Annotated in this window: 20 protein-coding genes; 6 read left to right on the top strand and 14 right to left on the bottom strand. The window is 51.7% G+C overall.

The features are described from left to right. From EA408_02840 to EA408_02855, 4 genes are all read left to right on the top strand, one after another. Nucleotides 1-774, top strand: a 774-nt coding sequence (locus EA408_02840; GenBank protein ID TVR74377.1) for a diphosphomevalonate decarboxylase, incomplete at its 5' end; no start/stop codon positions are given. Nucleotides 775-777: 3 nt separating this feature from the next. Beyond that, on the top strand, nucleotides 778-1,773 hold the full coding sequence (locus tag EA408_02845; GenBank protein ID TVR74378.1) for a mevalonate kinase: 996 nt from the start codon (nucleotides 778-780) through the stop codon (nucleotides 1,771-1,773). Nucleotides 1,774-2,123: 350 nt separating this feature from the next. Continuing rightward, complete coding sequence (locus tag EA408_02850) at nucleotides 2,124-3,059, top strand: prenyltransferase (protein ID TVR74379.1); 936 nt, start codon at nucleotides 2,124-2,126, stop codon at nucleotides 3,057-3,059. A 288-nt stretch (nucleotides 3,060-3,347) separates the two neighbouring features. After that, nucleotides 3,348-5,726 (top strand): hypothetical protein, encoded by a 2,379-nt coding sequence (locus EA408_02855; GenBank protein ID TVR74380.1) that lies wholly within the window; start codon nucleotides 3,348-3,350, stop codon nucleotides 5,724-5,726. Between the two features lie 5 nt (nucleotides 5,727-5,731). On the opposite strand, the gene EA408_02860 is transcribed toward EA408_02855, so the two are convergent. Both EA408_02860 and EA408_02865 read right to left on the bottom strand, forming a co-directional pair. Continuing rightward, a complete protein-coding gene (locus EA408_02860; GenBank protein TVR74381.1) occupies nucleotides 5,732-6,364 on the bottom strand; it encodes an ATP-binding protein in 633 nt (210 codons plus the stop codon). A gap of 11 nt (nucleotides 6,365-6,375) precedes the next feature. Then, nucleotides 6,376-8,607: a bifunctional alpha,alpha-trehalose-phosphate synthase (UDP-forming)/trehalose-phosphatase gene (locus tag EA408_02865; protein TVR74382.1), complete on the bottom strand. Its 2,232-nt coding sequence runs from the start codon at nucleotides 8,605-8,607 to the stop codon at nucleotides 6,376-6,378. Between the two features lie 167 nt (nucleotides 8,608-8,774). Between EA408_02865 and EA408_02870 the strand changes: the two genes are divergently transcribed. Both EA408_02870 and EA408_02875 read left to right on the top strand, forming a co-directional pair. Then, the gene (locus EA408_02870; protein TVR74383.1) at nucleotides 8,775-11,957 is read left to right on the top strand and encodes a beta-phosphoglucomutase family hydrolase; all 3,183 of its coding nucleotides are present in this window, start codon (nucleotides 8,775-8,777) and stop codon (nucleotides 11,955-11,957) included. Nucleotides 11,958-11,980: 23 nt separating this feature from the next. Then, the gene (locus EA408_02875; protein ID TVR74384.1) at nucleotides 11,981-12,688 is read left to right on the top strand and encodes a uridine kinase; all 708 of its coding nucleotides are present in this window, start codon (nucleotides 11,981-11,983) and stop codon (nucleotides 12,686-12,688) included. Between the two features lie 16 nt (nucleotides 12,689-12,704). On the opposite strand, the gene EA408_02880 is transcribed toward EA408_02875, so the two are convergent. The 12 genes from EA408_02880 to EA408_02935 all read right to left on the bottom strand — a co-directional run bounded on the left by EA408_02880 (nucleotide 12,705) and on the right by EA408_02935 (nucleotide 25,833). Further along, nucleotides 12,705-13,706, bottom strand: coding sequence for an isoaspartyl peptidase/L-asparaginase (locus tag EA408_02880; GenBank protein ID TVR74385.1), 1,002 nt, complete (start codon nucleotides 13,704-13,706; stop codon nucleotides 12,705-12,707). Between the two features lie 72 nt (nucleotides 13,707-13,778). Beyond that, a complete protein-coding gene (locus tag EA408_02885) occupies nucleotides 13,779-15,704 on the bottom strand; it encodes a response regulator (protein ID TVR74386.1) in 1,926 nt (641 codons plus the stop codon). A gap of 120 nt (nucleotides 15,705-15,824) precedes the next feature. Beyond that, nucleotides 15,825-16,925: a hypothetical protein gene (locus EA408_02890; protein ID TVR74387.1), complete on the bottom strand. Its 1,101-nt coding sequence runs from the start codon at nucleotides 16,923-16,925 to the stop codon at nucleotides 15,825-15,827. A gap of 18 nt (nucleotides 16,926-16,943) precedes the next feature. Then, complete coding sequence (locus EA408_02895; GenBank protein ID TVR74388.1) at nucleotides 16,944-17,510, bottom strand: hypothetical protein; 567 nt, start codon at nucleotides 17,508-17,510, stop codon at nucleotides 16,944-16,946. Then, a complete protein-coding gene (locus tag EA408_02900) occupies nucleotides 17,497-18,081 on the bottom strand; it encodes an RNA polymerase sigma factor (GenBank protein TVR74389.1) in 585 nt (194 codons plus the stop codon). Before EA408_02900 ends, EA408_02895 begins: the two co-directional genes overlap by 14 nt. A 98-nt stretch (nucleotides 18,082-18,179) precedes the next feature. Next, the gene (locus tag EA408_02905) at nucleotides 18,180-19,043 is read right to left on the bottom strand and encodes a hypothetical protein (GenBank protein ID TVR74390.1); all 864 of its coding nucleotides are present in this window, start codon (nucleotides 19,041-19,043) and stop codon (nucleotides 18,180-18,182) included. Nucleotides 19,044-19,108: 65 nt separating this feature from the next. After that, complete coding sequence (locus tag EA408_02910) at nucleotides 19,109-20,899, bottom strand: M20/M25/M40 family metallo-hydrolase (GenBank protein TVR74391.1); 1,791 nt, start codon at nucleotides 20,897-20,899, stop codon at nucleotides 19,109-19,111. A gap of 47 nt (nucleotides 20,900-20,946) precedes the next feature. After that, on the bottom strand, nucleotides 20,947-22,071 hold the full coding sequence (locus EA408_02915; protein ID TVR74392.1) for an alanine racemase: 1,125 nt from the start codon (nucleotides 22,069-22,071) through the stop codon (nucleotides 20,947-20,949). 3 nt (nucleotides 22,072-22,074) lie between these two features. Next, a complete protein-coding gene (locus tag EA408_02920; GenBank protein TVR74393.1) occupies nucleotides 22,075-22,659 on the bottom strand; it encodes a hypothetical protein in 585 nt (194 codons plus the stop codon). Between the two features lie 23 nt (nucleotides 22,660-22,682). After that, entirely contained in the window at nucleotides 22,683-23,336 is a 654-nt protein-coding gene (locus tag EA408_02925) for a rhomboid family intramembrane serine protease (GenBank protein ID TVR74394.1), read from the bottom strand. A gap of 6 nt (nucleotides 23,337-23,342) precedes the next feature. Beyond that, nucleotides 23,343-24,713, bottom strand: a complete 1,371-nt coding sequence (locus EA408_02930; GenBank protein TVR74395.1) for a sodium:glutamate symporter — start codon at nucleotides 24,711-24,713, stop codon at nucleotides 23,343-23,345. An 85-nt stretch (nucleotides 24,714-24,798) separates the two neighbouring features. Further along, nucleotides 24,799-25,833, bottom strand: coding sequence for an aspartate--ammonia ligase (locus tag EA408_02935; protein ID TVR74396.1), 1,035 nt, complete (start codon nucleotides 25,831-25,833; stop codon nucleotides 24,799-24,801). Nucleotides 25,834-26,309: the final 476 nt, after the last annotated feature.

Here is a 26,309-nt window from a genome sequence, read left to right on the forward strand (position 1 = left end):
GAATCGTCAAACAGCTTCCCTCATTCATCGGGCATTGCCTCGTCGGCATCGGCAATGTCGGCCCTGGCGCTTTGCCTGACATCCCTGGAGAGGGTCATATCTGCGTCGCCTTCTGATGATGAGAGCTTTCTGCGGAAGGCTTCATACGTTGCCCGCCTGGGATCGGGAAGCGCCTCGAGGTCTGTCTACCCGGGGTTCGTGCTATGGGGGCGGACCGATGCTGTGGGGTGGTCGGCCGATGAGTTTGCGGTACACCTGAATGACAGTGTTCACGAAGAATTCAGGGAGATGGGCGATGCGATACTGATAGTGGACGAGAGCCCCAAGCCGGTATCGAGCAGCCGCGGACATGCCATGATGGATAATAACCCGTGGAGCGCGGTTCGCTATGAACAGGCTGCAAGGAACACCGCAAGGCTGGTTGACGTGCTTGCCGCCGGCGATATGGATGAATTTGTAACCATCGTCGAGCAGGAGGCGATGACCCTGCATGCCATGATGATGGCCTCGGCAGATGGCTATATCCTGATGAAGCCCGGCACACTCGATATCATTGAGAGGGTGCGCCGGTTCAGGGAGGAGACCGGAGTGCCGGTGGCATTCACACTCGACGCGGGCCCGAACGTGCACCTTATCTATCCGTTACGTTTCCGCGAAAGCGTAAAAAAACTTGTTGATGAACAGCTTCTGGATTTCTGCTCCGGCGGCAGGTGGATAGATGACCGTAACGGTGAGGGGCCATACCGCGATTTTGTTAATCCTGTAAAACGATGAATTGTGTATAAAACGGAAAACGGCGAAGAGGGCCTGCCTGTATATTATTCGAAGATACTGCTGTTTGGCGAGTACTCTGTGATTGAAGGGTCTATGGCGCTTGCGGTGCCTTTCGGGCATTTTACGGCGGGACTGGGCTTTATTAACAGGGGCAGGTACACCGACCATAACAGGGCCGTGCGGTCGAACGGACTTCTGAAGGAGTACCTTGGCTGGCTTGAACGTGACGGCGGGGGCGAAGGGCTGAAAGGTGTGATCGATGCGGATGTAATGGGAAGGGATGTGGGACGTGGATTATTCCTGGAGTCTAATATTCCCGAGGGATACGGACTGGGTAGTTCGGGGGCGGTGGTGGCCGCCTTGTATGACCGCTATGCGGTGGAGCGGATCGATAACAGCTCCACGGCAGGCGGCGATGATCTGCTCAGGCTCAAAAAGATATTTGCAGCCATGGAGTCGTTCTTTCACGGTACGAGCTCGGGACTGGATCCGCTGAACTGCTATTTCGGGCGGCCGGTGATGGTGGGACGGGACAGGCAGGTAAGCCTGGTCGGAATACCCGAACCGGAGAGTGGCGAGAGTATGACGGTCTTTCTTGTCGATACCGGCCGGACGGGCAAAACGGGGCCCCTGGTTGAACGGTTTCTCAGTATGAGCCGTGAGGAGGTGTTTGGGGGACTGGTACGGGATGTGATGATACCGTCTGTGAATGATGCGATTGACTCGCTGGTGGGCGGTGATGCCGGAAAGTTCAGGAGTGCGCTTGGCACGCTCTCCCGGTTCCAGCTGGAGAATATGCATGAAATGATCCCTGATGAGTTTACCGGTGTGTGGGAGAGGGGACTGGTTTCGGGCGACTACCTGCTGAAGCTCTGCGGCTCGGGCGGGGGCGGTTTCCTGCTGGGTTTCACCGGGAACCTGGGGCAGACCTCGGCGATCCTGCGCAGGATGAACATGGAGCCGCTTCCGGTCTATATGAACATTGAGAGGTACGGGTGAAAGAACCCTGCGGGGTTCACCCGCTGGTCGACGCGTATCGGCCCGGCCCGTGCAAAGGTTCACCCGCCCGGCGACGCGTATCGGCCCGTGCAAAGGTTCACCCGCTGGTCGACGCGTATCGGCCCGGCCCGTGCAAAAGGTGACCCGCCGGGTGAACTTCAGACTTTCTTGTTATATTTGTGCGTATTTAAACACTTCGATACCTTAATTTGTTATTATTGTGATATGCCTTGCGCCGGGAGGGCAGGGATTTTGCCCTGAAAATATTAAGGTTGTAAGGCATTAAATATTAAGGTTGTAAGGCATTAAATATTAAGGTTGTAAAACATTAATTATTAAATAGTTATTAGATGGAAAAGCAGTTGTCTTCTTTTGCAGCCTGGATGGCCCAGATAAGGGCCAATTTTTTGGTGCTGGCTGTTTTACTGGTAGGGATCGGACTGGCAATCACCTGGAAATTCCTGCCGTCGGTTGGCGGCGAATTCAACTTTCTGCATGCGGGAATGATAACGGTGGGTGTGGTGCTGGCTCATATCTCGGTAAACCTTTTCAACGAATACTCCGATTATAAAACAGGAATTGATTTCAATACGGTGCGAAGCCCGTTCAGCGGCGGCAGCGGAATGCTGACGTCGGGACGCATAAAACCAGGTTCGGTGCTTATTGCCGCAATATCATCACTTGCGGTGGCGTCGGTAATAGGGATCTATTTCGCGCTGGTGGCACACTGGAGCATCATGGTGATCGCGGTTTTCGGGGGACTGACAATTGTGCTCTATACACCGTTGCTGGCCAGAATGATGCTGGGTGAGCTGCTGAGCGGACTGACCCTGGGGAGCTTCGTGGTGATAGGTACATATATAGCAATGACAGCCACGCCTGGGATGCCGCTTTCCCAGGTCATCTCCTCCGAATTGATACTGATATCGATACCGCCCGGTATTCTTACCTCCCTGTTGCTGCTTATCAACGAGTTTCCCGATCTGGAGGCTGACCGCAAAGGCGGACGCAGGCACCTGGTGATCAGGTTCGGCAAACAGGGCGCAGCCTATATCTATGCTGCCGGTGTGCTGATAGCTTTCGGCATCATCATTGCACTCCCGATGCTCGGAATGGCCTCACGGTGGATATACCTTGCGCTTATCCCGCTGCCGCTGGCGCTCAATGCCAGCTTTATAGCGATCAGGCATAATGACGACAGCAAAAAGATCGTCACCGCGATGGGTAACAATGTGATGACGGTGCTAGGCACCGACCTGCTGATAGCCCTGGCTATACTGATCTGACCGGATGACGGGGTCGCCGTCGGGGGTGGGCGCAACCGGGAGGCGCGCTGATCTGACCGGGCGGGGGCATCCGGATGGCGCGCCAGTCTGCCGGCACCACACTTCCTGCGCCACAATTCGGCGACTCATTTCCGGCCGGGGGCTCTCCCCCTTTTACCGCTCGGGTGTAAATTCCGACCGTTCATTATTTCCGTGCTCCGAAATATTGTTTTCGCCGCCGGTTCTTCATAACTTAATATAAACAAAACATCAGTTATGAAGAATTTGATATTATCTGCGGCTATTGCCATGGTCCTGCTGCCCGCCTCATACGGAGCAGGGGACGGCGAACCACCTGTGCAGGTGTCCGTTACCTTACCCGACCTGTCGCCTGCAGCTGGTGATGACCTGGTTCTGACCTTCCATCTTGACTGGGAGGCCCCTTTTTATTCCGCTTTCGCGGAAATATTCTTCGACGCTTCCGTGCTTGAATTCATCTCCGTAACCGGCGGATTGCTGTGTGAAGGGGGACTGGCAATCGGGGGGTTGCTGGCGGAGGGTAAGGCAGGGATATCGGTAACACGTACCGTGCCTGCTGAGTACCCCTCCTCAGGCCCGTTAATGGAGGTAACCTTCAGGGTTGCTCCGCGGGCGCATGCGGGAGTAACATCGATATCGATATCCGGACTTTTTATTGTTAATGAAGACGGCCTTGCAACGATCGCCGATGTCTCATCTCCTGTTGAGCCCGTGATTGCCGCGACGGTGTCGCATATCCTGCTTGAAATGGATGATGTGGTGCAGGTAGAGGAGGGTGAGCTGTTCGCGGCCGGTGTCTCACTGTTTGCATCGGGACTGGGTGCGGAAGATATATCTGCATGTGAAATAGGGGTCAGCCCTGTATGCAGCGATCCATCAACATGGGACGAGGAGATGTGGACCGGGGCTGAATTCATAGGGGTGGACGACGAGGGGAACCTTGGGTTCTCGGCCGAAATAGCTTATATGAGGCCGGCCCAGCAATGGTATGTGGCGGTAAGGGCTTCGCTGTGCGGTGAGGAGTTTGTGTATGGCGGGACGGGAGGTGCCTGGGATGGCGACGGGAGCAGTTGCGGGGAACTTGAGATCGTGCCCGGGCCGCCCTACAGGTATGTTATCGCCGGATGGGATTTCGATGGCGAGTCGCTTATGCCCTCCTTAGCTGTACCTGCCAACAGGGAGGCTCTGTTCAGCGCTGCAGGGGCGAATATAACCGGTTTCGGATCGGGCTACAGCGGCCATGCAGCCAGGTCTACAGGGTGGCACGATGGTGGTGACGGGTCAAAATACTGGTTTACGGAAATATCGACAATGGGTTTTACAATGCTTGAACTCTCCTCGCGGCAGTCCGGTTCAAATACCGGGCCCCGGTTCTTCTCGGTCGAATACAGCCCTGACGGCATCGAATGGGTGGCCGTCGAAGGGGGCTCCATTGAGGTTGGGTCCTCGTGGAGCACGGGGGTGATCCACAGGCTGCCGCTGCCTGCAGCGGCTGAGGACCGGGAGAACCTGTTCATAAGGTGGGCTATGACATCTGACGAGTCCATAAGCGGGAACAGCACCGGGTCGTCGGGCACGAATCTTATAGATGATGTCTATATTACCGGCATCAATGCCGATCCGTCAACGGTTACCGTCTATCCCGGCGATGCCAATAACGACGGGGTGGTGAATGCCGATGATGTGCTGCCGCTGGGGACTTTCTGGCTGACCGCCGGTCCGCCGGCCGTTTGGCAAAACACGCAGTTCGTGCCGCGTACCGTCGAGGCCTGGATCCCTGCTGCTGCCACATGGGCCGATACCAACGGCGACGGTGTGGTTGACCACCGTGACCTGGTGATGGTGGGACTCCATTACGGTAAAAGCGTCTCCAAGAGAAGCAAGGATACCGCTGTGCCGCTTTCGGTGCTCCGGGTGAATGCTGGCGATCATGACGGCACCGTAACGGTAGGTGTGTATGGTGAGGGCCAGATGCCTGTCCGCGGCCTGGCCTTCAGCGTTGCCGTGGAGGGTATGCCTGACGGCATGTGGGATATAGCTGACCCTTTTTCGGCTCTGTGCGGCGAATACCAGTCCGTCGGAGCGTTTCCGCAACAGGGACAGGATGATATACTGTCATTCGTGCACAGGGACGGGAACATGCTTGAGGCAGCATTCGTGCTGAAGGGGGTGGGAGCGGACCGTTATGGGGGACTTCTGGGAGGGTTCACTATTGAGACGGGGGAGTGGACAGGGGAGTTCAGGGTTGTTCTCAACAGGTTGACCGTAAGCTGCAGTGAACATGTTCTGGGAGTTGCACGTGAGGGGACTCTGTCGGTTACCGGACCGTTGTATTTACCCGGACTGGCTCCTGGTTGGGGTGAGGATGGAGCTGGGGGTGGGGGACTTCTCCCGGGGTATCCCAACCCGTTCTCAGGCGATCTGGTTATCCCTTTTGTGATTGAGGAGGCCGGCGAAGTGTCGGTCGATATACTGTGCGTGCAGGGAAGAGTTGTAAAGAGGGTTTTCAGCGGTTTTCTCGCTGAGGGGAGCTACAAAAGGGTGTTTGACGGTTCTCTGCTTGCTCCCGGGGCCTATCTTTGCAGGCTTACCGTGTCGGGCCGGCCGGCAGGGGTTATAAGGGTGGTGCGCACCGGCAGGGCTGACTGAAGGAACTACTGCTGCACCATTTTGTAGACTATCTTTTTGTCTGCGAATGCGGGTTCTATGAGCCCCAGCACTATAAGGTTGACCAGGATGGTGCCTGCTTTGCGGTTGTTGATCCTTGCAATCCGCTGGAAGGTGGACATCGATATGGTCCCGTTCTGCCTCAGGTGATCAAACAGTATCTTTTCGGTTTCCGAGTACCTTACGAATGTGCCTCCCCTGCGGCTGCGCCTTTTCCATACCCTTATCATTACCTGGTTGGCAAGGAGGTTCTCATCCCTGACCCTGATATATGCCAGCCATTTTCTGTCATCAGAACGGGCAAAGTGGGGCGGCGAGCTGCTCTTTTCTATCTTCACTTCAAGAACGGTCCTGCCGTCTGCCTGCCACTGCCTGGTTGTGAAATCCACCTCCGGCTTGCAATACAACTTTGCAGCTGCTTCCAGCATATAATACTCCTCGTCGGAACGCACTCCTGCTATCCTCCCGTTATCCTTTACGCCTACAAGGAGGGTGCCGCCTTCCGTGTTGGCAAAAGCCGAGAGGGTGCGGGCGATCTTTTTTGAGTCGGATATCTCGAACTTGAAATCGAGATGCTGGCCTTCACCTTCTGCTATGAGATTCTTCAGGTATGAATGCATTGCTTAAGGCTTTATCCCTGTTTCCCGTTGCCGCTGCCTGCGAGGTCCCTCAGCAGCTTCCTGACACTTTCGACTGAATCGGTGTAGTACCTTGCCCTTGTTGATTTGGTGCCCACCTTGATGGTTATGGCCTCGCCGGGCATGGCTCCAAAAGTGTATTCGTCGGTCCAGTCGTCACCAATTGCAATGATATAGTCGTACTCCTGCTTTGCAAGCTGCTGAGCCGCGGCCCGGCCCTTGTTGATACCGGAGTTCTTGACCTCTATTACCTTGTCGCCGTCCATGATCTCAAGATTGAGGTTTGATACCAGGTCCCTCAGCTCCTCCTTGAGTTCCCACGACCGTATCTCCCCAAGGTCGGGATCGGAATGGCGGTAGTGCCACACCAGGGAATAGTTCTTCTCCTCAAGCAGCGATCTTGGCGTCCGGTCAACGTAAAAGCTGATGGTGGGCCTTATTATCTCCATCCACTCCTTGTCTATCTGCTCTATCATCGACCACTCCTCTCCCTGCTCCCTGATCCATACCCCATGCTCGGCAATGAATGTTATTTCGTCAAACTCATCAAACCACTTACCCAGGGTCTCCTTGTCCCTACCGCTTATTATCACCACATGGTTGTTTTTGTCGGCAACAAGCGACCTCAGGATGGAGTACAGCTCATCGTCGGGCATCGCTTTCTGGGGATCATTGTGAAAACCGGTCAGGGTTCCGTCATAATCGAGGAAGATTACCCTGTTGCCCGCATCCGAATATTTTTTGCAGAATTCTTCCGAGATGTTTTTGGAGACCTTTTTCGTGAGACTGGTGGCCTGCAGCTCCTTGACATTTTCGAGGCTGTTCAGTATATCGCCGGCCCACTTGTCCTCGTTATATACCTTCAGCCTTTTCTGCAGGGTGTCAAGCCTCTTTTTCTGTTCACCGGGCGCCATGGCCAGGGCTTCGCCAATGGCTGAGGCTACCTCATGGTTGCTGTAGGGATTGACCAGTATTGCTTCGCTCATCTCTTTTGCCGCCCCTGCCATCTCGCTAAGTATAAGTACTCCTGTTCCTTCAGTGCGGGCGGCAATGTACTCCTTTGCCACAAGGTTCATGCCGTCGCGCAGGGGAGTGACAAGTGCAACATCAGATATAGTGTATAGTTCTGTCATCTCCTCCCTTGCTACGGGCCGGTAATAATAGAGCACCGGCATCCAGTTGAGGGTTCCGAACTCTCCGTTTATACGGCCTACCAGCTCTTCCACAAGCCTTCTCTGCTGCTGGTATTCGGCGACGACCTCCCTTGACGGGATAACGAACAGGGCAAGACTGACCTTTTCCAGGTAACCGGGGTTACGTGACAGGAAATCCTCGAATGCTTCAAGCCTCTGCGGTATGCCCTTCGCATAGTCGAGCCGGTCGATCGAAAGGATAATCTTCCTGTCGCCGTTGTCACCTTCGTTCCGGCCGAAAAGCCTCCCGAATCCATCCGTTCTGCTGCCGTTTGGAGACTTGATACCGTCAACATCCTTACGTATCCTTTCGAAATCAATACCCATGGGAAAGTTGTCGATCTTGACAACCCTTTCATCTATCTTAAAAGTATTGAGAATATTGTCATAACCCAGCAGCCTTCTTACACAGCTCATGAAATGCCTCTCATAGTCGAAGGTGTGAAACCCTATGAGGTCGGCCCCGAGCATTCCTTCGAGAAGCTCCTGGCGCCAGGGGAAGATCCTCATTACCTCGAATGACGGGAAGGGTATGTGCATGAAGAAACCGATCGATATGTCCGGTTTCCTTTTCCTGATCATCGCAGGAAGAAGCATCAGGTGGTAATCGTGTATCCATATCTTGTCTCCCTCACCGGCTTCCTCTGCAACGGTATCCGCAAATTTTTCATTGACCCTGCGGTAGGCTTCCCAGTAGCGGGGACTGAAATCGCTGTACTGCGGGAAATAATGGAAGAGCGGCCAGATGGTCTGGTTGCAGAACCCGTGATGGTGATCGTCTATCTCTTCGGACGACAATTCCAGGGGGTGGCAGTTCTTATCACGGTACATACGGTGTATCTCTTTCATACCCTTCTTATCGAGTTCGACGGACTCATTGCCGGTCCATCCTGCCCAGATGCACCGGCTGTACTTGGAAAAGGCATTGAGGCTTCCTGATATGCCTCCAGTTTTCTCGGTCAGCGCAGGCTTACCATCCTTTTCGATGATCTCGTAGGGCAGTTTGTTTGAAACAATAATTAGTTTGCTCATATCTCTGTTTTTATAAGATTATCAGTGCATTGACAGTGATGTTGAAAAAAAATGATATTAAGCCGGGCCAATCTGCACCGTTGTGTTGGTTTTTCTTTGTATTATGTTTTATTTTAACCCTTTAAAGGTCATAGTTGTCTGTAACTTGACGGACTGTTACAGGGGTAATGAACTTGTTAAATTATAAAATATATATGCAAAAGTACAGTTTTGATGCGGTAATTTTTGATCTTGACGGGGTGGTAACACAAACTGCCCTTACCCATGCCATGGCATGGAAGGATATGTTTGACGATTACCTCCGGGAAAGGGAAAAGCGAGATAACGAGCCTTTCAGGGAGTTTACACATGCCGGCGACTACCTGCCGTATGTTGACGGTAAACCCCGTTACAAAGGCGTGGAATCTTTCCTTAAATCACGGGGAATAGATATCCCATTCGGTTCACCGGATGATGATCCTTCGATGGAGACCTGCTGCGGGCTGGGAAACAGGAAAAACGATGCTTTTAATGAGATACTTGAAAGGGAAGGTGCAAAAGTATACGAATCAACCGTTGAGCTGATAAAGGAGCTTAAGAATGCGGGTATAAGGCTTGGGGTGGCATCATCCAGCAAAAACTGTAAACCTGTGCTTGAGTCGGTCAACCTCCTTGAGTATTTTGAGACGCGCGTTGACGGGGTGGTTTCTGCTGAAATGGGACTGCAGGGTAAGCCCGAACCCGATATTTTTACGGTGGCTGCCGATAACCTGGGCGTGGCATATGACCGGTCGGTAGTGGTTGAAGATGCCGTATCGGGGGTGCAGGCCGGCCGTAAAGGCAACTTTGGTTTTGTGTTAGGCGTGGCCCGGGAAGACAATATAATGGAGCTTCGTAACAACGGTGCCGACATTGTGGTGGAGGACCTGGAGGAGATCGGGGGTATGGCTGGCATAGAGGAGTGGTTCAGGCACGGCCTCAGGGAGGATATGTGGAAGCTGAACTACAGGGATTATGATCCGGTGAGGGAGCGTTCACGCGAGGCGCTTATGACGGTTGGCAACGGTTATTTCGGGACCCGTGGGGCTATAGAGGAGCTTGATGCCAACCCGGTCAACTATCCGGGCACCTATATGGCCGGATGCTTTAACAGGATGGAGTCGGATGTGGGCGACAGGACCGTGGTGAACGAGGATTTTGTGAATGTACCGGACTGGCTTTTGCTGACCTTCAGGATTGAGGGCGAAAGGTGGTTCAATCCCAACAAGACTGAAATAGTGGAGATGGAGAGGTCGCTGGATATGCGTAACGGACTTCTTGTGCGGAGACTTGTAGCAGAAGATGAGCAGGGGAGGGAGACCCTGATCGAATCACGGCGGATGGCAAGTATGGATGACCGTTACCTGGCGGCTGCCGAATATACGGTGACACCGCTCAACTATTCTGCAAAGATAACCATCAGGTCGGGAATGAATGCTGACGTGATAAATGACGGGGTCAAAAGATACAGGCAGCTTAACCAGGATCACCTCCACAAACACCGGCGCGGTGCCGACGGACCCCTGTCGTGGGTCAGCGCCGAAACAAAACAGAGCGGTATAGTTATTGCCGAAGCGGCACTGCTGAAGTCCCATCTGAACGGCAAAAAGATCGGCCCCTCTTTCAACCATAAGACTACAAGGGGCCGGGTCGATACAAGCTTTACCGTTGATGTGAAGGAGGGGGATACGGTAAAGGTGGAAAAGCTGGTATGCCTTTGCAACAGCATTGACGGACTGCATCCCGACCCGCTCTCATACGTGAGGACCAGGGCTGCTTCACTGGAATCATTCGACAGCCTGCTTGAGAACAGCTCATCGGCCTGGGGGAAGATCTGGGAAAAAACCGGGATAGAGCTGGAAGGCGACCGCCTGGCACAGAAACTTCTGAGATTGCACATATACCACCTTATGGTGGCCACCTCTCCCCACAACGTGGATATTGATTTTGGTATCCCGGCAAGGGGACTCCATGGTGAGGCTTACCGCGGGCATATATTCTGGGATGAACTGTACATACTCCCGTTCTACTGCCTCCATTTCCCGGAGGTTGCAAGATCGGTGCTGATGTACCGCTACAGGAGGCTGGATGCGGCACGCGACTACGCCCGCGAGCACGGTTATAACGGTGCCATGTTCCCCTGGCAGAGTGGCAGTGACGGATCTGAAGAGACCCAGGTGGTCCACCTTAATCCCCTGTCGGGGGAGTGGGGCGATGACTACAGCTCGATGCAGAGACACATATCCATTGCTGTGGCGTACAATGTATGGACCTACTGGAATATTACGGGTGACCTGGAGTTCATATCCGGTTACGGCGCTGAGATGTTCCTTGAGATATGCCGCTTCTGGGCAAGCAAGACTATCTTTAACGAAAAGACCGGCAGGTATGAGATACATAAAGTGATGGGCCCCGATGAGTTTCATGAGAAACTGCCGGGAGCCGCGGAGGGGGGACTGAAGGATAATGCCTATACCAATATAATGGTGGTGTGGCTCTTCAGGAGGGCGTTCGACCTGCTTGATGCCATGGACAAAGAGGCCAAAGACCGGGTGCTTGAGCTGACAGGCCTTACAGGCGATGAGCTTCAGAAATGGCATGACGAGGTGAAGAAAATGAACCTGGTCATTTCTGATGAGGGCATCATCGCGCAGTTTGACGGGTATTTCGACCTTGAGGAGCTGGACTGGGATGCCTATCGCGAAAAATACGGCAATATTTACAGGCTCGACAGGCTGCTTAAGGCCGAGGGAAGGTCGCCCGACAACTACAAGCTGTCCAAGCAGGCCGACCTGCTGATGAGCTTCTACAATATCGGGGAGGATGCGGTGACTGGAATTATAAAGGAGCTTGGCTACAGCCTGCCGGATGACTACCTGGAGAAGAACTATGATTACTACATCAGCCGCTGTTCGCACGGATCAACCCTCAGCAGGGTGGTGCACTCATATATTGCCTCTCTGACAGGCCGTTCAGCAAAGGCATGGGAATTGTATGATGAAGCATTGAAGAGCGACTATTCCGATATTCAGGGGGGCACCACGGCCGAGGGAATTCATGCCGGGGTCATGGGCGGCACGGTGCTGATGGCCATGACAGCTTTCGGCGGATTGAACCTGCAGGGGGATAATATTGTTATATATCCGGCGCTGCCCGGTCACTGGAGGGAACTCTCCTTCAGATTCGGCTTTCGCCGGAACATTTTTTCGGTCAGGGTAACCGGCAGCCGGGTATTGATCACTGCAGGCAGTTCCAATTCGGATGAGACCATAACGGTTGCCGGCACCGATTACAAAATAGCTCCCGGTGAGGAGCTTGAAGTTACTTATTAATCCGTAAATCATTAACAGATACTATGCTGGGAGACGTATTGCTGATAAATGACCTTCATAAGTCCGCCGCACAGGCGATAATGGAAAGGGTCATTGCAGATAAGAAGAGTAAAGAGGAGAAGGACCCTGATTACAAATACGTGGTCGCGATATCGGGAGAATCGGGTGCCGGCAAGAGCGAGCTGTCACATTCTCTTGCACTGGCGCTCAAGGCACAGGGCATCAGGGTAAAGGTGCTGCATACCGACAACTACTACCTGGTACCTCCGCTGCTGAGAAAGGAGTGGAGGATGACTAACGGCATCGAGTCGGTTGGAATCGATGAGTACGACTGGAGCCTGGTGAACCGTAACATAGCAGATTTCAAGGAGAACAGGGAGACCATCATGCCGTGCATCGATATCGTACCCGACCAGATAGACAAGCTGATAACCGATTTCATGAAGATACACCTGCTGGTGATCGACGGACTGTATGCCATAAACACCGAAAACGTCGACCTGAGGGTCTTTATCGAGCTCACTTACCATGAGACCAAGATGTCGCAGCTCATGAGGGGTAAAGAGCCCCAGGATGAATTCAGGCTGCAGGTGCTGGAAAGGGAGCACATCAACGTGATGTCGCTTAAGCCGAAGGCAGACCTGCTGGTGAACCGGAACTACGATGTGGTTGACGCTGTAACAGGCGTTGTCAACAACGGAGCGGGTGGAGCCGGCGCCGTAAAAGGCTGACCAATTCCCTTATATATCAGTCCCTGAAGATAAGGATCTCCTTTTCGCCTGTAGATTTGACGTACCCTCTGTACATGCCCTCTGTGTTGAAGGGCATCGAAACGTTCCCGTATCTGTCGACTGCCACAACACCGCCGGTTCCCCCGGCATCAACAAGCTTCTTGTTGATCACATGGTCTGCGGCATCCTGCAGGCTCATGCCTGAATATTCCATCAGGGCGGCAATGTCGTAGGAAACAACGTTCCTTATGAAGTATTCGCCGTGTCCGGTGGCCGATACTGCACAGGTTTTGTTGCAAGCCCATGTCCCTGCACCGATTACCGGCGAATCGCCTATGCGGCCATATCGCTTGTTGGACATGCCTCCCGTTGATGTACCTGCAGCAAGGTTACCGTGGCTGTCCAGCGCCACGGCGCCTACGGTGCCCTGTTTCTCAGCTTCTATCTGCCTTTTTACGGCATCCAGTCTCCTTTCGGTATGGAAATAGCTGTTGTCTACAATTTCCAGCTCCTGCTCTTCCGCGAAAGCGGAAGCCCCTGATCCCGCCATCATCACGTGTGGAGAATTTTCCATGACGGCAATGGCCCCGAGAATGGGATTCCTGATGTCGGTCACGCCCGCGATGGCCCCTGCATTGCGTGTCTTGCCGTCCATGACCGAGGCGTCAAGCTCTACCCTGAGCTGGTTGGTGAATACTGCCCCCTTCCCGGCATTGAAAAGAGGGCAATCTTCCATTATCATGATGGCGGCACGTACCGCCGCGAGACTGGTTCCTCCCGACCTGAGGATTGCCTCACCGGCTTCGAGCGCTTCATTGAGCCTGACAGTGTACTCTTCCTGCTGCTCTGCTGTCATCCTGTCCCTTCTCAGTGTTCCTGCACCTCCGTGGATGGCAATTACGTATTCGGGAACATCGCCGGGAGTCCGGCCGGCTGTTTCAGTTGCGCCGTTGCATCCGCTCAGCATGAGGGCCGCCAGGGCAACAAGTGAAAGTGTGATGGTCGTCAGTTTCTTCATGTTGTTATTCTTATTGTTTGGTTTAGTAATCTCTCCGGCAATAAGGATGCTTCCGGTTACGGCTGCTTTTAGTCATTCGTTAAGGTACCTGCTGAGCACCTGGAACAGTTCCCGCTGCCTTATCGGTTTGGGCAGGTAGTCGTTGCATCCTGCCTCTATGATCCTCTCCCTCTCTTCAGCCATGGCATAAGCTGTCTGGGCTATAACCGGCAGGTCCGGCCTTATGGCCCTTATTTCCCTGGTAGCCTCATACCCATCCATTTCCGGCATCTGTATATCCATTAGAACCAGATCTATATTCGAATTGTTGCGGCATTCCTCGATGGCTGGCCTGCCGTCTTTTGCAGTTATTATTTTTATGCCTGTCGGCTCCAGCATTTTCTGGAGGAGTCTGGAGTTAAGCTCATTGTCCTCGACTACCAGGACAACCTTGTCTTTCCAGTCAAAACTGTCCATATCTGTTTTTGTTTCATTGTTTTGATCTGCCGTGTTTTCAACCCTGTGGAGAGGCAGGGTAAAATAGAACGTTGAACCTTTGCCCTCGGCAGATTCCAGCCATATCCGGCCTCCCAGCAATGACACCAGGTTCCTGGTAATTGCCAGTCCCAGTCCCGTTCCGCCGGTTTTTCTGTTTGAACCTGCATCAAGACGCCTGAAGCGGTCGAAGATCACATGGTGCTTGTCCTCCGGGATCCCTATGCCGGTATCGCTTACGTAAAAAACAATATCCTTCTCTTTCACGGTGTAACCAAACTCAACCTTCCCTTTTTTCGTGAACTTCAAGGCATTACTCAGGAGGTTTGAGAATATCTGCCTGAACCTGTTGTCGTCGGTCAGGATTGTCAGATTACCGGTGCCGTCAGGAATATTCACAGCAAAACTGATACAGGGTCCTACGTCTGTGAGTCTCTCCTTTTCGAATGAGTAATGCAGCTCTTTCATTATCCTGTTTATATCACAGGCCGTCTTGCTTACCTGTACCTCTCCCGACTCAATTCTTGCAAAGTCTATTATATCGTCAATCAGGTTGAGAAGAGTGTTTCCCGTATTCTTTATTATCTCTATATATTCTGAATTATCGGTGTCGGGGGACTGGTGGGTGCTGAGCAGCTTGGAGAAACCTATGATGGCATTCATGGGTGTCCGTATCTCATGTGACATGTTGGCGAGAAAGGCAGATTTGAGCTTGTCGGACTCAATGGCCTTCTCCTTGGCCTCCTCCAGCCTTCTTTCATACAATAGCCTCTCGGTTATATCCTTTATGATGACTACGATGTTTGAGGGTTGCTGTTCCGTATCTCTCAGCATACTGGCCGATATCTCGGCCATGAAACAGGAGCCGTCTCGTTTTAGCAGTGTAAAGGTTTTGTTTTTTATATATCCCTTGTTGATCACATTCCTGATAAAATTACCAGCCCGGTTATGATCCTTTTCAGCCACCATCTCCATCGCAGGGATATTCCGGTGGGGATTGGTTGCCGGGATCATGAAAAGATCCAGTGTCGCCCTGTTCCTGTCAATTACTAACCCGTCGGGGGTGATGAGTATAATTGCATCAGGTGAAGCCATGAACAGGTTCTCAAAATATAATTTCTCTATCCTGATACGCTCATCCCCGGCGTTACCAGTTGCCTGCAAACGGAAGGTGAGGAGTATGACCGGGACAGACGATAGCCGGATAATTCTTCCCCGGAAACCTGCAGGTACCCTTTTTCCACCCGGCAGGCACAAGGTGCCTTCAAAACTTTCAGTTTCACCATTGATCCAGCGCTCCGATACCTTCTTCAGGGCAGCTTTCTCATTTTCAGGCACAAGTTTGAGAAAATGAGTTCCGGTAAAAAGGCCCGGTCCGGCTTCAGCCAATGCACAGACAGCCCGGTTGGCATCCGTTACAATACCCCTTTCGTCAACCATTACCATGGCATCAGATGAATGTTCGAAAAGGCTTTTGAATGCCTGGTTATCTTCGTCCCTGTAGGCGGGCGGTTGTGCTGACATATAACGACCGGTTAATGCGGCCGGTTATGGTAAGGGTTGATCTAGCCGCGGGGACTAAATTAAAAAAGTATTATTGAATTTCAATAAAAATTGAAAAGGTTTACCGGCGCGGATTAAGGTTTACCGGCGCGGATTAAGGTTTACATTTCCGTAACGTGTATTTATCTCAATAACTGCCGACGGAGATGGATCATCTCCCACCTTTCCGGAGAGAGTGGACTGCTGTCCCCTGGATATGCGGTTCACCCTTTCGCTTTGGGGAATGGTTACGGTACCGTAGCTGGCAGATGATTCGATCTTGTATGAAGCCCTTTCGTCCAGTCCCATTCTCATATTGCCATAACTGCCGACAAACCTCACCTTCGAAAAGCCCGGCGGCACATTGTCAACCCTTACGTTACCGTAACGTGATTCAACATCCAGGGAATTTAATAGTGTGTTGATGGAATAGTTGGTATATGCTCCCTCGGATACAAAGTTGTTGATCCGGCCGAGGATATACTCGCTGTAGTTCGCTTCGGAAACTATTGAACTGGCGCTCTCAACCCTCAGTTTTGAATATCTTGATGAGACCACAAGAGCCCTGCAGGTCTCGACTGTAAGATCGGAGTATCTCATGTTCACCTTGAGCCACTGCGCCTCATTTATAGTGGCTTTTGGCGAATAGGCAAGGGTGATCTCACTGAGCGGCCGGGTGTTGTCCCTTATTATCTTGTTGGCCTGAAGGTTCCCGTACCATAGTTCGATCAGTGTGTGGCCGGTTGCCTCGTTGACGAATACATCGCCGTAACGGTGGGATATTTTCAGATCAGTCTCACGCGGTGCGTATACTATATAGTCAATGGTAATGCCCGGCCCGTCCTCACCCGATGAAAACCATCGTGAACCGGGACGGCTGATCCGCTGGTCGATCGTGGTAACGGCGCTAACCGAGTTATTGACCTGGGTGAAATTGACGGAAATATGTGAAAGCTGCCTGTCGGCGGTCTCCTGCGAGGCGTGGGTCACCTTTACCAGCACCTCAACAGAGATCTCCTCCCTGTCCCAGTTTCTTATATCAATACTTCCGTACCTGTTGGATATCTCCAGGGATGCCCTGTCCGTGAGAGGGAAAAGCTTTTCATATTTTCTGACAGCTTCCTGCGTCCCGTACGATGTTGCTGCCAGTCCAGCCAGTATGATTAGCGTCAGAACCTGCTTTTTGATTGCTGATGAGTTCATCTTTTACTTTTTTTATGACTATACATGACTTGTTTCATGGTCGTCAGTAGTCTGGTTATCACCTTGTTTTATTTCCTGAAGATGTTCTATGATCCTGCTCATTATTTCAAGCTTGAGCTGGTAATACCTCAGCATGGCATTAATGACCATGGGGTTGTCCCCTTCTGCATTGAGTTCCTGCTGAAGCGACCTGTAAACCGCATCCATCTCTGACAGCTCCCTCAGAAGTACCTCCTGCTCGCGCGTGTCATCCTGAAAATCGAAAGATTTTATCTCATTATACTTTCGGCTGATCAGGGTTGTGTAATACAATTCGGCCTCACGGTACTCGCCCGATATGTCAGAGAGGGTTATCATATGGTATTCCGGTGTACGCCCTGTAATCCTGTCATAGATCCAAAGGGAGGAGAGAATGACCAACACTGCTATCACTGCTACCTGGAGCATGTACCGCCATCTGAAGGATGAGCGGGACCTGCGCCTCTGGTCCAGCTTAAGGGCAAATCTTTCGAAGTGTCCTTTTGCAGGCTCCTCAATATCAAACTCCCGGCTGTTCTCCCTTACATATTTCTCAAGATTGTCCATCGCTTCTGCTTTTTTTAAGCATCTCTGCAAGCCTGTTTTTTGCCCTTGTATACTGCGACCGGGAGGTGGATGCTGTAATTCCCATAATTCCGGCTATCTCCTCATGGTCATATCCTTCAAGCAGGTAAAGGCTCAGTATTACCCTGTAACCATCCGGCAGCAGATTAATGCACCGGTGTATCCTTTCCGTTTCAGCAGACACCGTCTCTGCTCTTTCCTTGTCTGCCTCAGCGTCTTCGGGAATTTCCGGGTCAGGTCCTTCGTCAATGCTCTGCAGGTCAAGCCTGCGTTTCTTCAGGGCATCAAGCGACCTGTTTATCACTATCCGCCTGAGCCATGCCCCGAAACTTACCTGTCCGCTGTAGCTCCCGATGTTTTCAAATGCCGAAAAGAACGCTTCCTGCATGATATCTTCCGCCTCCTGGGTGTCATTGACTATTCTGAGGCTGACATTGTACATGTTTCTGTAATACAGCCTGTACAGTTCAAACTGTGCCTTACTGTCACCCTTTCTGCAATTGTCTATCAGATCCTGGTGTATGTTCTGCCAGACAGATTTGCTCTTTTTCATTAACCCGATATAAAGACGGTTTTGTTTGCCGGATGCTGCATGTTATCGAAAAAAATATTGCCTGTTCCCCTGAAAGCTCCTTTCTGCGGGGTTTTTGCTTACCAGATGTGGATCAGGTGGTATAAAGGCGCCTGAAGGAAACCGGTTACAACCTCTCCTGTCTCGTAGTCAAGCATTGAACCCATCATGCTGTGAGGTATGAAATATACCAGCAGCAGTACTATAGATGCCACCAGGGCGAAAACCGGTTTCGGCCTGGCAGCATTCCTGTTGGTATAGAACGCCACTGCCCAGAAAAGGAATGCGACAAGTGTCTTGTTGTCAGTCAGATCCTGTCCGAAGGGCCATCCTGTCCAGAAGTCACCGAAGGCATATTTCTGAATCACCGGCCCCATTATCAGTCCCCCAACCAGCAACGTCCAGAATGTGAACCTAATGTATTTACGGTAGCCCGGGTGCCTGAATATTACCATTATCCCGGTAATGTTTGAGAACAGCATAGCGGCGAACATGAATAGTATGTGCGGTATCATGAATATGGCAGGTACGTCACCCCTGAACCTTAATCTTACCGGTTCATCCTCATTGGTAAAGATCTCCCTGCCATCCTGCTCAAGAACCAGGTAATACTCAATCCATCCTGCCGGAGGCTGCAAGGGGAGCTGCGCGGCGAGCTTGTCGCCATCCCTGCTCAGGTTTGTGGCCTGCCATTCTTCGTTGGTCGGGTAACGCCTGTGCAGGACCCTGCCTTCCATTCCCACTGGTGCATCCCCGAGCCTGATAAAAAAGTCCCTGGTAACCACGTGGCTTCTTCTCAGAGTGAAACGGTACTCCTCACCGCCTGACTCTACAGTGATCCTCTCCGGCTTGGTAGGGCCTGTTGATCGTTGGTATATTGCTGATACAACTGTAATTACTATTGTAAGGGCCCACAATAGCCCCATCCTGGTTTTTGTGCTCATTATTTCCCTGGTTAAAATATTATAACACCTTTTCAGGCGGTTTGCCTGTTTGTTGTTTTTACAATTCAGAGCTGGATAATCAGTATCTCCCGCTTATCTCCCCTCTGTACCTCTACGTTTATAATGTCGCCCCGGCTTAGCTGGCTGAGACGGTACATATACTCGTGAATATCGCCTACCGGCTGTCCGTTGATCGCCGTAATTATGTCGCCGTTCTTCATACCGCCCAGGTCAGCAGGCCTGCCGGGTGATACTATATCAGCCCGCAGTCCCCCGCTCACCACCGAGGCGAAGTCCGGCATGATCCCCAGGCTGACCTGCCTGTTACCGTGTCTTGGCGCTGACGGCACCCTGGGCCCGGCTTCGGTGAATGCAAGTCTCCGGTCCCTGTTGCCCAGCTCTTCAGCCAGGTCATGTACAAAGAGCGCAACCTGTTCAAGTCCCCCATAATTGATAAGGTCCGCCCTGTCATCGGGAGTATGGTATTCGGTATGGGCACCTGTTGTGACGAAAAATACCGGTACATCCTTTGCGTAAAATGAAGCGTGGTCAGAAGGCCCGTATCCCTCATATGAAAGCCTGGTACTGAAACCGTACCTGCCCGAAATGCTGTTAACTATCTCTTCACCCCCGGCCGAGGAGCCGACACCGCCAATCTGCACTACCCCTTCCTCATTTTTCCTGCCAACCATATCGAGGTTTATCATTGCTGTGATCTGTTCTTTATCAACCACCGGGTCTTCCATGAACCGTGATGAGCCTATGAGCCCCTTTTCTTCTGCACCAAATGCAATGAAAATATAGCTTCGCCGGGGACGTTGTCCGGAGGCAAGTTTTTCTGCTATTTCAATCATCGCAGCCACCCCCGAAGCGTTGTCATCGGCGCCGGGATGTACTTTTCCCGTTCCGGGCGACCTGCTGCCGGTTCCTTCCCCCCCTGTGCCGAGATGGTCATAATGGGCGCCAATCACTATATATTCATTTTTAAGGAGGGGATCGCTGCCCTCCAGGCTTGCAATTATGTTCATTGTTGTGGCATCATCAACAAGCAGGTCGGTCGATGCCGTTACAGTCGTTCCCGTGCTGAAAGAAAAGGGCTGCATACTCTCCAGAAGCTTACCTTCCAGTTCCTCAACCGTTGTTTGTGAGCCGGAAAGTATCATATCTGCTGCATGCCTGGTAACCTGGATCACGGGTATGCTGACACGGCCCTGGTGGGTTCCTGAATTGTCCAGAACATCATCGCCTGAATATTTGATTCCAGACACAAGCATTATCCCGGCAGCGCCATTTTCGGCAGCCTGGTAGGCCTTGAAACGGTCATTGCTCCGGGTTGCAAATATGCTGCTCGGGTCATCCGGCTCGGGATCTCCCCGGAGTACCATCACCCATTTGCCGTCAGTGTCAACCTCTTTATAATCATCCCAGGATATGTCGCCGTTGCCGTCAGAGAAGCCATATCCGCAAAATACCACTTCGGCCGATGCAGCAGCGTTAGCTGAAAATGACACTGGTGCGAAATCCGTACCTTGAAGGGCTTCATATCCGTCGATATTGAGACTGTTTCCTTCGCCTGCAGTCACACCGGTGGTTACCGAAAAATACTGGTAGCCGTCATCAGCTTCCAGTGTGAGTCCGCTTCTTCTGAACTGGTTCCTGATGTATTCTGCCGCCAGCCTGTCTCCTTCTGTTCCCGGATATCTGCCTCCGAGCTCTTCCGAAGCCAGGTACTCAATATGCTGCCTGAGCTCTTCAACAGTTATTTCAGGCTCTGCCCGGGTGCAGGAGATACATATGTAAAGGAACAACAAACCTGCTGTGAAGAGGTATCTGGCTGATATATAGTGTATAGGCATGACGCGGACTCCTTTTGTGAGAATGTAAATATACTAAAAACCGGTTTTTACTTCTGGTATCCCGAAAGGTGGTCGATCCTGGTGCCGCCGGTGGTGGTGTAGCCGCCCATCAGATCGGCTGTCAGACAGCTGTGTACCGGCAGTATTGCAATAATATCACCCGGCCCTGTTCTTTTGAAAAAGCTCTCGCTGCATCTGATTACACCATGTTCCTGGGATACTTTGGTGACCCAGGTGCCGGGTACGGGAGCCGACCAGGATGAGAGGTCGGTTTCTGCCACCTGTCCCCAAACCCTTGTGCCATCCTCCAGCACCAGGGACTCTTTTGACAGGTGCACGGCACCGCCGTATACCACCAGCTCGTTCCTTCCCGGGTGTTTCGCGACCACCGGTACAGCCAGTGCAACAGCTATGTCGTCGGGTTTGCAGGCGCCTATATGCATCTGGGTGAGATCGTAAAATACGTAGTTCCCCGGCCTTATCTCGTCAATTCCTTCAAAGTCCGACAACATGGAGCAGGAGGGGGTGTCACCCGAGGATATAAGGAAGGGCCCGTAAGGTTCTGCGAATTTATTTCTTAGCACGCAAAGCCTGTCAGCGCTTTCCCGGTGTATCCGTTCAACTTCATCATGGCCCCGCACATGGTAGGTGTGGCCGTTGTGCACCATGAAGCCGGTAAAGTCAAGCTTGCTGCTGCGGTCTATTATCTCAAGCATCTCCTCAATTGAACCGGTATCATCCCAGTCCGCTCCTGTCCTGTTGTACCCTGTATCAGTCTTTATGTAAATCCCGATTTCACCAATGGATGAGCTCTCAATAAACCTGAGTGTTTCAGCCGAGCAAACGGTCAGGTGGAGCCTGATCTTTTCTGCGAGCGTGGCAGCCTCGTCTGTCTCATGTATATTGAAAGGGAACGCGACACAGATGTCATCCCAGCCGTTCGTTCCGAAATAGTGCGCCATCACCATTGACGAGACGGTTATCCTGTCAGTGCCCTCGTCCCTGAACCATTCGCCTGTTATAAGTGACTGGTGGGTCTTGAAGTGGGGGCGGAGCAGGAGGTTATGTCCTGCGGCCTTTCCGGCCATGAACCTTATATTCTTGATGCACTTGTCTTTATCGAGCAACAGGAGCGGCCTTTTCAGGCATATCGGTTTCTTTCGTCCCGGCATTGGTTAATTAGTTTTTCTGAAGTGTTTCCTTGATCTTTTACGATATGATTTGATGTTACTCCACGAGATGGTTATAAACAGTATTCCGGCCATAGTGATAATTATGTCGGCAACAATACCTGTTATATTAAGCACCTCATCACCGTTATCCTCAATGTAAAGCCCCTGGTTGTAAAGTCCTACGGCGGCAGCGATAATTATGAACATCCCAAGTGCGAGAAGGAAAATATCGAGCATATGCGAAAGCATGCTTGTAGTACGGTAGATTGAAGATCTTCTGAACTCCTCGTAGCGCATTCTCGCTCTCTTAGCAGCCCTTCTGCGTGCCTTTTCCCTTTCATACTGAACCCATTGCCTGTAATGCTCATCCTGTTCGTCACCGGTTACTGCACCCGCAGCACCGCCCTCATGCAGGTTCATGAGGTATGTATATGCCTCGTTGATATAGACAAATTTTTCATGTGCCCCTTCTTCCTTATTGATATCGGGGTGATACGCCTTTGCCTTTCGGCGGAAAGCGTTTTTTATCTCCCGTATACCAGCATTTTCGGGCAGGCCAAGGATATTATAGTAGTGTGAAGCATTCATAACGGACTGTGATTGGCGGGGGACTACTGATCATCTTGCCGGGTTTCATCCAACTCTTGTTCCTCCGCTTCTTGCGGCATTTCTTCCTCCTCTTCAATCTCCCATGAGTACTTTTTTCGTTGGGGACCCTCATGCCTGTAATATACTGCAAGAACTATTCCCGCTATTGCTCCCAAAAGGTGCGATTCCCATGACACCCCTTCTCTCAGGGGGAACACTCCCCATATCATCCCTCCGTACAAAAATACAACGATAAAGGAAAGCGCCATAAGTTCAATGCTTTTTCTTATGAAGCCGCTTATGAAAAGAAATGAGGCCATTGCATAAATGAGTCCGCTCGATCCTATGTGCCAGGCTTCCCTGCCTCCGAACCACACCCAGAGTCCTGTCATCAGCCAGGCAAGCGCTGTAAGCCTCAAGGCTATTACCCTGTAGAAATAGAACAGCGCTGTACCCAGTATCAGCAGGGGACCTGTATTGGTAAAAAGGTGTACATAATCGTTGTGGATCAGGGGTGAAAAGAGTATACCCGGGAGTCCCTTTACGTGAAGGGGGTAAACACCCAGAACGGTAAGCCTTATGCCTGCAACATTTTCAGCAATTTTGATTCCCCATAATACTGCAATGAAGATCAAAGGGTATCTAATGGCTGCTATCAGTTTTGCCGTTTCCTTCACTGGCGGTCATTTTGTGCTGCCGTCTGCCTTTTTGACGGGCCGCATGGTTGTCCATCCGTTAAGATACGATATAAACATGAAAACGATCATAATTATCGCAGCGGTCAGCATCGACCACCATACTCCCAGGTTCATCACAATGAAAGGCGCGGTAGCCGTTATCAGTCCCCCTCCCAGGAACGGCTCATAAAGCATCTGTTTAAATCCGAACGCCTGGGCCGTATCTGTCCGGTAATTAGGATCCACCAGCCTCAGCAGCAGAAGTCCCATAGCCGTCACGCCGCTCTGCATACCGTACTCGGTCACGCCGCGTTCCAGCCAGTTATAGGGGAACATCCGGGGGGCCAGGACCGTAAGGCAGAAGAAGAGCCAGGCTACCCCCACAGCCATAAGGATGAGGAATGGCCAGAGGTTGGCCACGAAAAGGTCAAGCCTGATCGATGCGATGGCAGCCACAACAAGTATGTCGAGCGAAAACCCGAGGATCCGCTCAAAGGTGCTGCGGTCATAATACTTGTCCACCCCGGTGCGCATGGATATTGCCTGCACTATCATGCCCCCTATCATCGCAAGCGGGAATAGCGGGAATCCGCTCACTACCGGATGAATCTGCCTGACACCCGCCAGCATCAGCCATCCCGCAAGAATGGCCAGACAGGTAACTGCAAAGTGGAAAGCGAGGGGTTCTATTGATTCCGATGCAACGGTCGACCGTGCAACCGGGAACCGCTCCTTCTCCGGTATAAGTCCCCTCTTCTTGTACTCCGGTATTCCCTTCGACTTGTCAAGGTTGACGCAATATCCCCTGCGTATGGCAATATTGATGTAGAATATGCCGCCGACAACCGCAATGATTATGCCCACGGTGGCGGACATCTGCGCGAGGTCGGAACCCTCGGGGAAGCCCATCTGCTCAAAAACCGGCCTCATCCCTGCTGCAGTGCCGTGTCCGCCGGCAAACCCTATTTCCAGTATTGTTGCAAATACCGGTGACACGTCAAAAAAGGGAATAAGCAGCAGGACCGTAACCACCAGTGCAAAGAAGTACTGGCCTGTTCCCGCTATCATCCCGAAGCAAAGCTGGCTGCCTCCCTGCGACCAGAGCATCCTGAGGCCGGGAACGGCCACTCCGAGGAACAGGGTTGCAAAGACGAAGTTTATGAGGATACCGGGTATCTCTCTCCAGGTGTCCAGAATGAAAGGCGGAAGTATGTCGGCCATATAGGGACCACAGGCAAGAGCCAGGAACCCTCCTATTATTGATGCCGGAAGGAAAATTACCTGGAAAAGCCTCACTTTGACTCGCAACAGCTTACCGGCCAGTAAAAATATGCAGAGTATAAGGATGCTGAAAAATACCCCGGTCAACCCTTCCATATCAAAAAGTTTTGCAGGCAAAGAAAATGAAAATTGAACAGATTGCAAGGCTTTATGGAATATTTGACCGGGGTGTGCCCCGCCTTTATATCAGGTCGATGCTCTCCTTTTTCAGCTCTTCAGTCATCGTTTCAGGCCATACGCTTGCCTGCACCTGTCCGATATGACTTTTCCGCAGCATGAACATGCAGACGCGGGACTGGCCTATTCCCCCGCCCATCGTCTGAGGCAGCTTGCCGCCGAGCAGCATGCGGTGAAACATCAGTTCCCTTCGCTCAAGGCAGTTCCTCTTTTCTAGCTGGTATACAAGTGCGCTTTCATCAACGCGGATTCCCATTGACGATATCTCGAAGGCTGATCCGGTAACCGGGTTCCATACAATGATATCGCCGTTAAGTCCCCTGTAATGCTGTCCGGTCGGTGTGCTCCAGTCATCATAGTCGGGAGCCCTGCCGTCATGAATGTTGCCTCCGGGAAGGTCTCCCCCGATACCTGTCAGAAAAAATGCACCATATTCCCGTGCTGCCTCGGTTTCCCGTTCCCTTGGAGTGAGTTCAGGGTATTTCAGGTAGAGGTCCTCGGCATGTATGAACTTTATCCCGGGCGGCAGAACGGGTGTGATCTCCTGATACCTTTCCGCGACAGCTTTCTCGGTGGCAACAAGTGCTTTGTAGATTCTCTTTACGGTATCTTTCAGGCAGAGGAGGTGTCTCTGTTCCCCGGAGATAACCTTCTCCCAGTCCCATTGGTCAACGTAGACCGAGTGAAGTGGGCCGAGGTCCTCATCAGGGCGGAGCGCTTTCATATCAGTAAGAATTCCTTCGCCGGGTTCTGCGCCAAGCTGTGCCAGCCGGTACCTTTTCCATTTGGCAAGGGACTGCACCACGGTAACTCTTTTGGACTGCATATCTTTTATATTGATCTGCACAGGCCGTTCAATGCCGTTAAGATCATCATTGATGCCGGTGTCCTCGGCCACTATCAGTGGTGCGACAACACGGGTAAGGTTCAGTTCCCTGCAGAGGGTATCAGAGAAAGTTGTTTTCACCAGGTCTATTGCTTTTTCGGTTTCAATTCCGCCGGTTAGCCGGATGCTTTGTTGCTGCTGTAGAGTTTCCATAGTTAATAGTTTGAAATTAAGGTTATTAAAATATTAAATTCGATATAAAAAAAGGCCCGCTGGGGTGGCGGACCGGTACAATAAAGCTGTAAACCATCCCGCCGGGTGGAGATTTATTATTGTTATTATTATTGATGTTGTATTTCTGCATTTTTTTCAAAAAAAAACCCTCCGGTTTTCCGGAGGGTCAGGTGTTTATTTCAGGGTTTTGGTTCCTCTTTACACTATACAACCTCCGGGCATTTGAACTGATTATTGTTCAAAGCATTATTATTGAGGTTGTTGTTGATTGTAAACATGTTTTATAACATATATTCGATACAAACATACAATCTATTTTGAAATAATCAAATGTTTCAGATATTTTTTTCAAATAAAAATGCAGAAAATCCCTGCTCTACCGGCCCGGGGCAAAATTGCCATCCTGCCGGGGCTGAATTGCCATCCTGCAGAAGCTGAACTGCCACCCTGCCGGG

It is taken from the genome of Marinilabiliales bacterium (assembly GCA_007695015.1).
Classification (GTDB): domain Bacteria; phylum Bacteroidota; class Bacteroidia; order Bacteroidales; family PUMT01; genus PXAP01.